This window comes from Curvibacter sp. AEP1-3, from assembly GCF_002163715.1.
Classification (GTDB): Bacteria; Pseudomonadota; Gammaproteobacteria; order Burkholderiales; family Burkholderiaceae_C; genus Allorhodoferax.
The window spans coordinates 2,563,454-2,576,818 of the sequence record NZ_CP015698.1 but is presented as its reverse complement, the minus strand read 5'-3'; the positions used below and the strand labels follow the sequence as shown (position 1 = coordinate 2,576,818).

At 61.8% G+C, this 13,365-nt stretch carries 12 protein-coding genes; 6 read left to right on the top strand and 6 right to left on the bottom strand.

All coding sequences use genetic code 11. From position 1 onward, the window contains the following. Positions 1–58: 58 nt before the first annotated feature. Positions 59–1,234, bottom strand: coding sequence for a GGDEF domain-containing protein (locus tag AEP_RS12000; RefSeq protein ID WP_157673157.1), 1,176 nt, complete (start codon positions 1,232–1,234; stop codon positions 59–61). Positions 1,235–1,346: 112 nt separating this feature from the next. Here AEP_RS12000 and AEP_RS11995 point away from each other — a divergent pair, with 112 nt between their 5' ends. Then, a complete protein-coding gene (locus tag AEP_RS11995; protein ID WP_087497310.1) occupies positions 1,347–2,213 on the top strand; it encodes a pirin family protein in 867 nt (288 codons plus the stop codon). Here AEP_RS11995 and AEP_RS11990 read toward each other — a convergent pair. Then, entirely contained in the window at positions 2,185–3,234 is a 1,050-nt protein-coding gene (locus AEP_RS11990) for an LLM class flavin-dependent oxidoreductase (protein WP_087495592.1), read from the bottom strand. The two genes, AEP_RS11995 and AEP_RS11990, sit on opposite strands and share 29 nt — an antisense overlap. Positions 3,235–3,402: 168 nt before the next feature. On the opposite strand from AEP_RS11990, the gene AEP_RS20725 reads away from it, so the two are divergent. After that, complete coding sequence (locus tag AEP_RS20725; protein ID WP_157673156.1) at positions 3,403–3,573, top strand: hypothetical protein; 171 nt, start codon at positions 3,403–3,405, stop codon at positions 3,571–3,573. Positions 3,574–3,697: 124 nt separating this feature from the next. On the opposite strand, the gene AEP_RS11985 is transcribed toward AEP_RS20725, so the two are convergent. Both AEP_RS11985 and AEP_RS11980 read right to left on the bottom strand, forming a co-directional pair. After that, positions 3,698–5,203 carry a CoA-acylating methylmalonate-semialdehyde dehydrogenase gene (locus AEP_RS11985; protein ID WP_087495591.1) on the bottom strand — a complete coding sequence of 502 codons (1,506 nt, stop codon included), beginning with the start codon at positions 5,201–5,203 and terminating at the stop codon, positions 3,698–3,700. 88 nt (positions 5,204–5,291) lie between these two features. Further along, positions 5,292–6,602 (bottom strand): aspartate aminotransferase family protein, encoded by a 1,311-nt coding sequence (locus tag AEP_RS11980; RefSeq protein WP_087497309.1) that lies wholly within the window; start codon positions 6,600–6,602, stop codon positions 5,292–5,294. A 169-nt stretch (positions 6,603–6,771) separates the two neighbouring features. Between AEP_RS11980 and AEP_RS11975 the strand changes: the two genes are divergently transcribed. Continuing rightward, positions 6,772–7,698 (top strand): LysR family transcriptional regulator, encoded by a 927-nt coding sequence (locus tag AEP_RS11975; protein ID WP_087495590.1) that lies wholly within the window; start codon positions 6,772–6,774, stop codon positions 7,696–7,698. A 295-nt stretch (positions 7,699–7,993) separates the two neighbouring features. Here the strand turns inward: AEP_RS11975 and AEP_RS11970 are convergent, their stop codons facing one another. Beyond that, a complete protein-coding gene (locus tag AEP_RS11970) occupies positions 7,994–9,325 on the bottom strand; it encodes a D-amino acid dehydrogenase (protein ID WP_087497308.1) in 1,332 nt (443 codons plus the stop codon). Positions 9,326–9,411: 86 nt separating this feature from the next. On the opposite strand from AEP_RS11970, the gene AEP_RS11965 reads away from it, so the two are divergent. Both AEP_RS11965 and AEP_RS11960 read left to right on the top strand, forming a co-directional pair. Then, positions 9,412–10,329 (top strand): LysR family transcriptional regulator ArgP, encoded by a 918-nt coding sequence (locus tag AEP_RS11965; protein WP_087495589.1) that lies wholly within the window; start codon positions 9,412–9,414, stop codon positions 10,327–10,329. 54 nt (positions 10,330–10,383) lie between these two features. Next, complete coding sequence (locus tag AEP_RS11960; protein ID WP_232459818.1) at positions 10,384–11,025, top strand: TetR/AcrR family transcriptional regulator; 642 nt, start codon at positions 10,384–10,386, stop codon at positions 11,023–11,025. Positions 11,026–11,073: 48 nt separating this feature from the next. Here AEP_RS11960 and AEP_RS11955 read toward each other — a convergent pair whose 3' ends face one another. Further along, the gene (locus AEP_RS11955; protein ID WP_087495588.1) at positions 11,074–11,997 is read right to left on the bottom strand and encodes an aldose 1-epimerase; all 924 of its coding nucleotides are present in this window, start codon (positions 11,995–11,997) and stop codon (positions 11,074–11,076) included. A gap of 399 nt (positions 11,998–12,396) precedes the next feature. Here AEP_RS11955 and AEP_RS11950 point away from each other — a divergent pair, with 399 nt between their 5' ends. Next, a complete protein-coding gene (locus tag AEP_RS11950; RefSeq protein ID WP_087495587.1) occupies positions 12,397–13,362 on the top strand; it encodes an ABC transporter substrate-binding protein in 966 nt (321 codons plus the stop codon). Positions 13,363–13,365: the final 3 nt, after the last annotated feature.

The window sequence follows — 13,365 nt, the reverse complement described above, 5'->3', positions numbered from 1 at the left end:
ATCCCAGCATGGATGTGACAAGCGCCTTGAGGACTCCGATGGCGCTGGCGCGCCGGGGTCAAATCACCCGGTTGCGACCCCGCTGCTTGGCGAGGTAGAGCGCCTTGTCCGCCTCGGTGTAGAGGCTGTCGAACTCCCGACTTTCTTCGGCGGTGGTGCCCGAGAGGCCGATGCTGGCGGTCACCGCGATGCGCTTGCCTTCCCAGCGAATGTCGCTGACTTCCAGCCGCTGGCGGATTTTTTCAGCGATTTTGCGGCTGGCCTCCGCGGTGGTGTGGGGCAGCAGGACGATAAATTCTTCGCCACCCAGGCGGCCCACCAGGTCGGTGCTGCGCACCGAGTTCACCATGGTCTGCGCCACATGCCGCAGTACAACGTCACCTGCAGGATGGCCCCAGGTGTCATTGATGCGCTTGAAATGGTCCAGGTCCAGAAGAAGGATGGTGGTGGCGCTGCCTTGCCGTTTGGCGCGTTTAAGCTCGTTGGTGCTGAGCTCCACAAAGGTGTTGCGGTTGAACAGCCCGGTCAGGCCGTCCTGGCGGGTGAGTCGCTCCAGCTCGCGCTGTTTGAGCTGCAATTCGGTATGGGCCTTCTCTAACTGATGCTTTTGTACCGCAATAGTGGTGAATTTGCGCCACATCAGTACCGACAGGCAGAACCCGATCACGCACACAGCCAAGCCATTGATGCGGTTGGAAAGCAGCATCTCCGGGTTGTGCTGCGTCATGCCGATCAGGGTACTGAACAGAACAAAGGCCACACCAAACAAGGCGGCTGCCACATGGGGGCGCAGGAAGATCGTGAGGCTGGTCACGATGCAGGCGATGAAAAACGGGGTTATGGCCGGCGTAACCCATTGGTCGATGGCAGTGATCAGCATGGCAAAGCCGATACACACCGCCATGGCCAGAACCGGCAACCAGCGACCCGACCAGGACCGGTGACGGTGCTCCAGCGGGCGACAGGCCCAGGCGCACAAGGCAAAGGCCGCCCCCATGCCGGTGTGGGTCAAAAGCTGCCAGAGTTTCCATCGGTAGGCAGGGTCATCGTCCGGGGCGCTCAGGGCCATCCAGAGAAACAGCACCGCAAAAAAACCATTCAGTGCCGCTGCCAACGGGCTGAGCAATCGGGTGCGCTGCAAATTGCTGGCGTGTGCCTCATCGAGTACCAGTGCGTACTCGGAGTTCCAGCGCTCCATCGTGTGGCGCAATTCGCGGACGGTATAGGTGTTCATGCTCAGGCGAAGCACTGTAGCAGAGCAAGCGCTTATTGCAGCAAACCATTGCATGCTGGGGCAGAATGCTTGCAAACCCATGCGGCGTTATTGCCTCAGCTCAAGGATGCCTATGTCGACTCCCATCATCCCCCGTGCCCACGATTTGGGTGGCGGCTTCACCGTTCGGCGTGTCTTGCCTTCGGTACAGCGCCAGGCCATTGGACCTTTTGTGTTTTTTGACCACTTCGGCCCGGTGACTGCCCACCCGGGAGACAACCATGACGTGCGCCCCCACCCCCATATCGGGCTGGCGACGGTGACCTATCTGTTTGAAGGCGCCATGATGCACCGCGACTCGACCGGCGTGGTGCAACGCATAGAGCCCGGCGCCATCAACTGGATGACCGCGGGCCGTGGCATCGTGCACTCGGAGCGCACCCCCGATGACCTGCGGGACGTGAGCCGCAACAGCCACGGCTTTCAGCTCTGGGCCGCGCTCCCGGCGGAACATGAAGAAGATGCGCCTGCCTTTTCCCACACTCCTGCAAGCGCCATTCCGGTGGTGACTCTGCCGGGTGCCACCGTGCGCGTGCTGGTGGGCAGCGCGTTTGGGGTGAGTTCACCGGTTGCGACCCTGTCGCCTACTTTGTATCTGGCGATCGAGTTGGAGGCCGGTGCTTCGGTCACGGTGCCTGCCGCCGCCGTGGAGCGGGGTATTTACAGCGTGGACGTGGACGTGTCAGTAGACGGCGCATTGCTGCCTAGCGGGCAGATGCTGGTGCTGGAGGAAGGCTCGGAGCCGGTCATCTATGCTGCGCAAGCCACACGCCTGATGGTGCTGGGCGGTGCGCCACTGGGGCACCGCTTCATGGTCTGGAACTTCGTGTCCAGCCGCAAAGAACGCATTCTGCAGGCCCAGGACGATTGGGAGGCGCAGCGCTTCCCCACGGTGCCGGGCGAAACCGAGTTCATCCCATTGCCGGCGCGGCGTCCCTGACTTTTGCGCTGTCTTCGGCTGCGCGGCGCATGGCGTGCGCGGCAATGTCGAGTGAGCGCAGGCGCAAGGCGGGGTCGTAGATGTCGCAGACTAGCATCAGCTCGTCGGCCTGAGTGGCGTCTGCCATCGCCAGCAGGCCTCGCTTCACGGTTTCCGGCCCGCCGATCACGGCTTCACCCAGAAAGTCCTGAATTGCGGCCCGCGCATCGGGCGGGCACTGTTGCAGGAATTGCGGCTTGGGCGGAGGCAAGGCCCCGCGTTGCCCGGTCAGGATGCCCAGCACTCGCTGGTAAATGCTGCTGGCGAGCAGCTCGGCCTCTGCGTCCGTTTCTGCCGCGACCAGCGGCACCCCCACCATTACATGCGGTTTGGCCAGTGAGGCAGACGGTTTGAACAGGCTGCGGTACATCGCAATCGCCTGGTGCAGATAGCGTGGTGCGAAGTGGGATGCGAACGCATAAGGCAGCCCCAAGTGGCCGGCCAGTTGGGCCGAATACAGGCTGGAGCCCAGCAGCCAGATGGGCACTTGCGTGCCCGCACCGGGCATGGCGACCAATCGTTGCCCCGGTTGCAGGGGGGCCAGCAGCGCTTGCAGCTCGGCTACATCGCGCGGGAAATCGTCTTCGTGCTCGACCTTGTTGCGGCGCAGGGCCCGCATGGTGGCCTGGTCGGTACCGGGGGCGCGGCCCAGGCCCAGGTCGATACGGCCCGGATACAGCTCGGCCAAGGTGCCAAACGCTTCGGCCACGACCAGTGGCGCATGGTTGGGCAGCATGATGCCGCCTGACCCGACCCGTATGCGCTCGGTGCCGCCGGCAATGTGCCCCACCAGCACGGCGGTGGCAGAGCTCGCGATGCCCGGCATGTTGTGGTGCTCTGCCAGCCAATAGCGCTCGAAACCTAGCGCCTCCGCATGCTGCGCGGTGCGCAAAGCAATTTGCAAGGCCTGCCCCACCGTGCCGCCTTCGCGGACGGCAACCAGATCAAGCATGGACAGGCGGGGGAGGTGGTGTGTGGGCATGGGGAGATTGTCGCGAATGCGGCTTACCCCTGTCGGGGGTAGTTCGATTGCGGGTGCCGGCAGTGAACTTTGTTACCAAAAGGCATTGGATTTAGTCCATATGGACTATTGGTGCAATGCAGCATAGGGTTAATACTAGGTCTGTCACACATTCAATTAGGGGGTTTTATGAAGCTCAAATCACTGATCCTCGTCGCAATCACCGCCGTTCCGACATGGGCGGTGCATGCTGCCGGGCCTGAATTGCTGGCTGCCACAGAAACCGACGGCAGCTCTGCCGCCTTGCTCTTGGTCGGCTTGGGCTTGATGGCTACCATCGCCCGCCGCCGTTTCAAATAAATCGCGATACGGCTCCATGAGGAGCCACCCAACGAAAAAGGGCTTGTCTGGTGACAAGCCCTTTTTCGTTGATGCTGCAGCTGGGGAGACCGGGCGACAGACCAAGCCGCCCCCCGTTGCAGTGTTAGCGGCTGCTCGGGAAGTTGAACACTGCGCCTTCACGCACACCGGCACTCGGCCAGCGCTGGGTGATGGTCTTGCGCTTGGTGTAAAAACGCACGGCATCGGGGCCATAGGCGTGCAGGTCGCCGAACAGGCTGCGTTTCCAGCCGCCGAATGAGTGGTAGGCCACAGGAACGGGCAGCGGCACGTTCACACCCACCATGCCGACCAGAATGTTGTCGGTGAAGTAGCGGGCGGCTTCGCCGTCGCGGGTGAAGATGCAGGTGCCGTTACCGTACTCATGGGCGTCAATCATGTCCATGGCCTCTTGCAGGGTCTTGACGCGCACCACCCCCAGCACGGGGCCGAAGATTTCTTCCTGGTAAATCACCATGCCGGGTTTGACGTTGTCAAACAGGCAGGGGCCGAGGTAGTAGCCGTCTTCATGGCCTGCCACCTTGAGGCCGCGACCGTCCACCACCAGTGTGGCGCCTTCTTTCACGCCTTGGTCCACATAGCCCTTCACCTTTTCGAAGTGCGGCTTGGTCACCAGCGGGCCCATGTCCATGCCGGGGGCTGTGCCGGGGCCGACCTTCATCTTGGCGATCTCGGCCTTCAGGCCTTCAATCACCGCGTCGGCGGTTGCATCACCTACCGCCACCACCAGCGGAATCGCCATGCAGCGCTCGCCGCAGGAGCCATAGGCCGCGCCCATGAGCGCACTCACGGCGTTGGCGACATCGGCATCGGGCATGACCACCGCGTGGTTTTTGGCGCCGCCCAAGGCTTGCACACGTTTGCCGTGTTTGCAGCCTTCGGCGTAGATGTATTCGGCAATTGGGGTGGACCCCACAAAGCTCACCGCCTTCACGCGCGGGTCTTGCAAGAGCGTGTCCACGGCTTCCTTGTCGCCGTTGACCACGTTGAGCACGCCGGGTGGCAGGCCGGCTTCGAGCGCAAGCTCAGCCACACGCAGGGTGGAGCTGGGGTCGCGTTCGGAGGGCTTGAGCACAAAGGTGTTGCCGCATGCCACGGCCATGGGCCACATCCACAAAGGCACCATGGCCGGGAAGTTGAAGGGGGTGATGCCGGCGGTCACGCCCAGCGCCTGGAACTCGCTCCAGCTGTCGATGGCGGGGCCCACGTTTTTGCTGTGTTCGCCTTTGAGCAACTCGGGCGCGTAAGACGCGTATTCCACGTTTTCAATACCGCGCTGCAGTTCGCCCAGCGCGTCAGAGAGCACCTTGCCGTGTTCGGCGGTGATGAGCGCGCAGAGTTCTTCAGCGTGCTTTTCCAGCAAGACTTTGAGGTTGCTCATCACGCGGGCACGCTTGAGCGGAGGCGTGTTACGCCAGGCGGGGAATGCGGCTTGCGCATTGGCAATGGCTTCTTCCACGGTGGCCTTGGGGGCCAGCAGCACGCGCTTCTCGGCTTTGCCAGTGGCGGGGTTGAAGACCTCTTGCGCACGATCGCCGGAAGTGACGATCTTGCCGCCGATGAGGTGGCCGACGGTAGGGAGTTGGGACATGGGAGGTATTTAAGAGTCAAAAGTGCTGCTGGCGCACAGGGAATATGCGCGAGCAGCTATCAAAAGAATAGCAAATGGGTGCTTCGCTTCAGGCGGTTGCGTTGATGGCTTCGCCCAGGGCGTTCACCAGACTGTCGATTTCGGCTTCGGTGGTGATGAAGGGGGGCGCCAGCGCAATGCAGTCACCCGCGTAGCGCACGTAGAAGCCTTTGTCCAGGCAGCGCATGGCCACCTCGTAAGGGCGCTTGGCGGGCTCGCCGGGCACGGCAGCCAGGGTGAAGCCGGCGGACAGGCCCAGGTTACGGATGTCGGTGATGTGTTTGGCGCCGCGCAGGCTGTGCACCGCTTTCTCGAAATAAGGCGCCAGAGCCGCCACGCGCTCCACCATGTTTTCCTTGACCAGAATGTCCAGCGCTGCAATACCCGCGGCGCAGGCCACGGGGTGGGCGGAGTAGGTGTAGCCGTGAGGGAATTCCAGCATGTAGTCGGGGCCACCGGCTGCCATGAAAGTGTCGTAAATCTCCTTCTTGGCCACCACCACGCCCAAGGGCTGCGCGCCGTTGGTGATTTGCTTGGCGGCGTTTAGTATGTCCGGCACCACGCCGAAATAGCCCGCACCGGTGTAAGCGCCCAGGCGGCCAAAGCCGGTGATCACTTCATCAAAAATCAGCAGGATGTTGTTCTGGGTGCAGATCTCGCGCAGGCGCTGCAGGTAGCCCACCGGTGGCACCACCACACCGGCTGAGCCGGACATGGGTTCCACGATGACGGCAGCAATGTTGGACGCGTCATGCAGGTTGATCAGGCGCAGCAGCTCGTCGGCCATGTCGCCACCTTTTTCGGGCAGGCCCTTGCTGAACGCGTTGGAGGCCAGCTGGGTGTGTGCCAGATGATCGGCCTCAATGCCTTGGCCGAAGGTCTTGCGGTTGGCGGGCAGCCCGCCGACCGAAATACCACCGAAGTTCACGCCGTGGTAACCCTTCTCGCGGCCGATCAGGCGGGTTTTGGTGCCCATGCCCTTGGCGCGCCAGTAAGCGCGAGCCATCTTGAGCGCGGTGTCCGCCGACTCGGAGCCGGAGCCGGTGTAGAACACATGGTCCAAGCCCTCGGGGGTGAGTTCGACGATCTTGTTGGCCAGCTCAAAGGAGAGCGGGTGGCCGAACTGAAAGGCGGGCGAAAAGTCCAGGGTGCCGATCTGCTTGCTCACCGCCTCGGTGATCTCGCGACGACCGTGGCCCAGACCTGCGCACCAGAGGCCGGAGAGGCCGTCGAAAACCTTCTTGCCGTTGGAGTCGGTGAAGTAGGCGCCTTGGGCACTCACCATCATGCGTGGGTTGGCTTTGAAATCGCGGTTACCGGTAAAGGCCATCCAGTGCGATTCCATCCACTCGCGGGACATGGGGAAGGTGGAGGTGCTGGTTACTGCCTCGCCGGTCGCGGAGGCGCTGGTGTCATTGAGCTTCATGGGAACTCCTGGGGGTGGGTAGGCCTTGTAGAGGCGATGGTGCATTGTGGGCAGCTCTGTTACTCTTATAAAGTCACAAATAGCACTATTTACTTCGCAAAGTATGAAAGTAAAAGCCAAAGCCGTTCTCGGTCAGATCAGCGACATGGATTTGCGCTTGCTGCGCGTGTTCAAAGCGGTGGTCGATTGCGGGGGCATGGCCGCAGCCGAGCTGGAGCTCAACATCGGCACCTCCACGGTCAGCCGCCACATCAAGGACTTGGAAACCCGCCTCGGCCTGACCCTATGCCGTCGTGGACGGGCCGGCTTTGCGCTCACCGCGGAAGGGGAAAAGATCTACGCCCAGACCACCCAGCTGCTGGCCGCGACCGACGCCTTTCGAAGCAGCGTGGACGAAATCCACCAGCGCATGGGTGGGCAACTGCAGGTGGCGGTGTTCGACAAAACGGCCAGTAATCCGGCGAGCCACATTGCCGAAGCCATCGCTCACTTTCACGCAGAAGCCCCCGACGTGGGGCTGAACCTGCATGTGGCTACCCTCACTGCCATCGAGCGTGGGGTCTTGGACGGGCAGTTCCATGTGGGCATCATCCCCGGTCACCGCGCGTCGGATGTGCTGGACTACACCCCCTTGTTTGACGAGCACATGCTGCTGTACTGCGGCACTCGCCATGCGCTGTGGAACGCGGATCAGAGCGCCCTGGACTGGGAGACTTTGCCCGGCCACGAGTTTGCGGGGCTGGGCTACCACTCGCCCAACATGGAGCTGAGCCAGCGCATGCGCTTGCCGCGCCGCGCCACGGGGTTTGACCAGGAGTCGATTGCCACGTTGATTTTGTCCGGCCAGTTTCTGGGATTTCTGCCCGATCACTATGCCGAGAGCTTTGTACGCCGTGGGCTGATGCAAGCCGTGCGACCTGATCTGCTGAGCTATGCCTGCCAGTTCTTCGCCATCACGCGCAAGTCACCTCAGCCGAGCCGGGCGACGTTGGCGTTTCAGACTTGCTTGGTACAGGCGCACGGGGGGTAATTGCAGCGATTGTTTTCGCGTCCGCGTGGGGCGGGGGTGTGCGCTTACGCTCGTGTCCCCCGGCCGCTGCGCGGCCTCCTCCTTGACCTCGCTTCAGCGTACACCCCCGCCCCACGCTAGAGGGTTTGGTCTCTTCTGAGTCAGCACACCAAGTTCGCGCAAGAGCTGGCGGGGTAGGTGTTCTGCGCAGGTCAAGGAGGAGGCCGCAAAGCGGCCGGGGGACACGGAGCAGAACGCCTACCCCGCCAGCTCCCGCCAAGCAAGGCAGTGAACCTGCACCCGAAGAAAGTAAAAGTCAGGCTTGCTCGCCGTAAAACTTGAAGTTCATCTCCGGCTTCTTCCCGTGAATCAGCTCAGCAATCGCCTTGCCCGACCCCGCACCATGCGTCCACCCCAGGGTGCCATGACCGGCATTGACCCACACGCCCTTGACCGGCGACTGGCCTATGTAAGGAATGTTCGTGGGGGTGGCAGGGCGCAGGCCGGTCCAGTAGTTGGGCTGGCCGCCTTGCTCTTCGGTGCGGGTGTCGCACACGCCGGGCAACACTTCTTCAATCCGGCGGGACAGCATGTGGCAGCGGGCCTTGGCCACGGGTGAATCCAGTGTCAGGTCAAAGCCACCGACCTCGATGGTGCCGGCCACGCGCAACTCGTCGCCCAAGCGGCTGATGGCCACCTTCTTGGCGTCGTCAATCGTGGAGACCAGCGGCGCCAGCTCAGGCTTCAAGATCTTGAAGGTAGCGCTGTAGCCCTTACCGGGGTAAATCGGCAGGTTCACGCCCACGGTGCGCAAGAGCGGTGCGGTGTAGGAGCCGGTGGCGACCACCACGTGATCTGCCTTCAGTACCTTGAAGGACCCGGGCACGGTTTGGCCCTTGGCGCCCGAGGATAGTGCGCGAACAGCTACTGATTTGATAGCGCCATCGTCGGTATTGAGCTGCTCCACGCTGTACTCATACAAGAACTCAGCCCCACGGGCAGCGCACAGCTTGGCCAGCTCCTGGGTGAACACCTTGCAGTCGCCGGATTCGTCGCTGGGGGTGATGGTGCCGCCCACGATCTGGTGCGCGAACTGGCGGTAGGCCGGCTCGATCTTCAAGAACTCTTCTTTGCTGATGACCTGGCGGTTCACGCCGTACTTGCGCATCAGCGCAGCGGCGTCGCCGGCGGTGTCAAACGACTTTTGGTCACAGTAATAGTGCGCAATGCCGCGCTCCAGGCGGTTGTACTGAATGCCGGTGCTGGCAACCACATCCTTCAAAGCGGCGTGGCTGTAAGCGCCCAAAGCGACGAGCTGCTGCACATTGCGCTCAAAAGCTGCGTCGTTGCAGTTGGCCAGGAACTGCAGGCCCCAGGTGTACTGGTGCAGGCCGGGGCCGAAGGGGTTCTGGGGGCGGAACAACAAAGGCGCTTCGTTGCTGAGCATCCACTTGAGGGCCTTGAGCGGCGCCTCTTTGTTGGCCCAGGGTTCGCAATAACTCACTGAGATTTGCGCGCCATTGGCGAAACTGGTTTCCAGGGCGGCGTCGGCTTGACGCTCGACCACCGTGACTTCGTGGCCGAGTTCCAGCAAATGCCACGCTGTGCAAATGCCGATGGTGCCTGCGCCGAGAACAATAATTTTCATCTGCGCAGTGTCAGGCAAGCGGAAGGCTAGTAAAAGTAAAATTAACTGGTTTGCGAAAACATTAGCTGCATTAATAAGAACACACCATGCGTACTTTTGACTCGGACGCCCTGGAATGCCTTGCCGCCATCGTGGAAGAAGGCGGCTTTGAGCGTGCTGCGGTGCGCCTGTCCATCACCCAATCCGCCGTTTCGCAGCGCCTGCGCGCGCTCGAAGCCCAGGTGGGCACGGTGCTGCTGGTGCGCAGCCGCCCGGTGAAGGCGACTTCGGCCGGGCGCTTGCTCATCAAGCACGCGGTGCAAATGCGCCTCTTGCGTGCCGACTTGGAAACGGACCTCAAAGACCTTGCCCCCAGCACCGGTGCCGTGCGCGAGGATGAGCGTATTTCGATAGCCATCAATGCCGACAGCATCGCCACCTGGGCCCTGCCCGCGCTGGACCCGCTGGTGCACGCGGGATTGCCGCTGGAAATCATCACCGACGACCAGGACTTCACCCACGAATGGCTGCGTGAGGGCCAGGTGCTGGGCTGTGTGACCACCCTGAAGCAGGCGCTTCGTGGTTGCAAAGTTCAGTCTCTGGGTGCCATGCAATATGTGGCGGTGGCCAGTGCCGAGTACGCCCAGGCGCATTGCCCCCAGGGCCTGACTCCGCACAATTTCCGCAGTATTCCGTTTGTGGCTTTCAACCGCAAGGACGACTTGCCCACTGAATTTGTGAGCCGGGCACTTAACCTGCGCCGGGTGTCTTTGAGCCAACGCTTCGTGCCCAGCTCCGAGGGCCAGGTACGCGCGGTGCTGGCCGGTTGGGGCGCGAGCATCGTGCCCGAGCTGCTGGTGCAGGGGCTGCTGGAAACCGGGCAGCTGGTCAATCTGGCCCCCGACATGCGCTTGCCCGTGAGCCTGTACTGGCACTGCTGGAATCTGGACTCGGAGGTGATAGACCGGCTGACCCATGCCCTGTCGGGCGCGGCTACCCGCTTGCTGGGTGCGAAAACCAAGTAGTCACAAAGTAGCCTTGGTCTCCACATTCCGACGCCAGAGGAATAAAATACCGGCATGAACGAACCATCCGCTGTCCAGGACGCGCCCGTGGCGCCCGTCAAAGTCTCTTTCAAAAAGCAGATGCTGCAAGCCCGGGAGGACGCCATCATCCGCTCGGTGAACCTGCTGCTGGCGGAAAAAGGCTTTGAGGCCATGACGGTGGACGAGGTGGCCGCCAGCGTAGGTATCGCCAAGGCCAGCCTGTACAAGCACTTTCCCAGCAAGGAAGACCTGGCCGCTGCGGCCATGGCCCACCTGATGGGGCAGGCGCAAGCGTTTTTGGACACTTTGCCGGACGACATGTCGCCCCTGCAGCGCCTGCGCGCGGTGGTGCGCTGGACCATGGCGCTCAAGCTGGCCGGCGAGATGCCTTCCCTGCCCAGCCAGAACAGCACCTTGCGCGCCACGCTGATGGGCCACAAAGCCTACATGGACGGACTTATGGACGTGAGCGACCGCGTGGGCAGCTGGATCGAAGCGGCCCAGGCGCAAGGCCTGATCAACCCCGAGCTGCCGGCCATTGCCGTGCTCTACACCCTGTATGCCCGCGCCTGCGACCCGGTGCTGGAGTTTTTGCGTATGGGTGGCCAGCACACCGATGCGCAAATCATCGATCTGGTGCTGTCCACTTGCTTTGATGGCCTCAACAGCCGCTAGCGCCCGAAGGTTGTGCGCTGGCAGCTGCTTTTTTGATAGCAAAAAGCGCTAGCGGGTGAGTGACTCAAACCGCCACTCCACTGCCTGGCGCAACGTCTGGCCGGTTTGCAGCACCTGCAACCCCGGCCGGCCTTCCATGTGAAAAGCATCAATCGGGTGGCTGACCGGTTCGAAGCAAAAATGTGCACCTTCAGCCGGGCGGTAGAGCAGGCAGAAGCCGTCGCTCCGGCCCCGCGCCACGACGACCGGATCGCGCATGTGCAGGCGCAAGGCATGTTCCGGCCAGTCGATGTGGGCCTGGCCGCTCCAGCCGGCATAGGCGTTGTCAATCAGGCTGCCACTCACCTCCATGCCGCTTCGCGGATCCCAACCGGCCGGAAACAGGGTGGTAAATCCGGTGGGCATGGGGTCTGCGCCACTGATCCATACGCCTTCTACCTGTGCGTGCAAGCGAGCGTGGGGCGTGCGCAAAAAGGCCGGGTGCTGTCCCAGACCATAGGGCAGGCTGTCTGCACCGAGGTGGGTGACCTCCAGGAGTTGGTCCATGCCGTCATCCCGCAGGACAAAGCGCTGCAAGGCGCGGTAGTGATAGGGGTTGCCGTCGAAGTGCTTGGATTCGAGGTGCAGCTCCAGCGTGTCGTGGCGAGGCTGGCAGATCACCCAGGGCTGTAGCCAGCCGTCCCCGTGGATGGGATAGGGCTCGCCCACGCGGTTGGGGTGCATGGGGTAGTGGGTGCCGTCCTGGCTGAACCCGCCTTGCCCGATGCGGTTGGACCATGGCACGAGGGGGAAAGACGCCGTCGTGTACAGGTCCGGCGCGCCGGCCCAGGGGCGCCAGATATCCATCAAGCCTTGACCCGCATCCCGCTGCCAGGCGGCCACGCTGCCCCCCAGGCCGGGTAGGAGGCCCAGGCGTTGGCCCCCGTGTTGCAGCCAATGGATGGGGTAGGAAGGTGCAGAGAGGGAGTTCATGGACAGGGTGCAGTTGGGTGGTGGTCAATGGCCGGCCATGCGGCAGGGCTGGCGCATGCTAGTCCTGCGGCCCTGCAAAAGAAAATCACAATTCAGGCCTGTGACATTGCAATATTGCAATGAATAAAACAATTGCTCACATTTAGTCCGCTGGGCAAACTAAATAAAAAACCCTAATAAAAACAATAATCTAGGGTAAACCTGAATTATTCGATTGATATCTGAATCATCTAAAACACTATTAGATCGATATCTTTTCGACTCATATGATGACACTCACTCCTCCCGACAAAGGCCGCTTTGAAAACGTTGCCGGGTTGAAAGGGGAGGCCAAGTGGTCGAACGCGGGAGGCTGCTTTGAAACCCATTTCCCGCATCTACAACGAAAGAGGAGACATCATGAACAACAATCGTCGGACCGTACTGGCTTCCGCCCTGGCAGCATCCATTGCAGTGGCTGCGCCCATGACCGCATTTGCCCAAAAGAAGATCGTTATGGGCTTCAGCCAGATCGGTGCAGAAAGTGAATGGCGCACCGCCAACACCAACTCCATGAAATCTGCCGCGGCCGCAGCGGGCATTGAACTCAAGTTCTCGGATGCGCAGCAGAAGCAGGAAAACCAGATCAAGGCCTTGCGCTCATTCATCGCCCAAAAGGTGGACGTGATTGCACTGACACCCGTGGTCGAGTCCGGCTGGGACACGGTGCTCAAAGAGATCAAGGATGCCAAGATTCCATTGATCCTGATGGACCGCTCGGTGGACTCCAAAGACACCTCCCTGTACGCCACCCATATCGGCTTTGACTTTGTGAAGCAAGGCGAGATGGCGGGCCAGTGGCTGGCCGACCGCGCCAAGACCATGAAGGGCGACATCAATGTGGTGGAGCTGCAAGGCACCGTGGGCTCTGCACCTGCCATCGACCGCAAAAAAGGTTTTGAGACGGCCATCAAGGGCAACCCCAACATCAAGATCATCCGCTCCCAGACGGGTGACTTCACCCGTGCCAAGGGCAAGGAAGTCATGGAAGCCTTTTTGAAGGCCGAGGGCAAGAAAATCAATGTGCTTTATGCGCACAACGACGACATGGCGATCGGTGCCATCCAGGCCATCGAGGAGGCCGGCCTCAAGCCCGCCAAGGACATCCTGGTGATCTCGGTGGACGGCGTGAAAGGTGCGTTTGAAGCCATGATCGCCGGCAAATTGAACGTCAGCGTGGAATGCAGCCCGCTGCTCGGCCCCCTGGTCATGTCCACTGCCAAAGACATCGTGGCCGGCAAAACCGTGGCACGCCGCATCATCGGCAAAGACGGTGTGTACCCCATGGAAACCGCGGCCAAAGAATTCCCCAGCCGCCAGTACTGATCT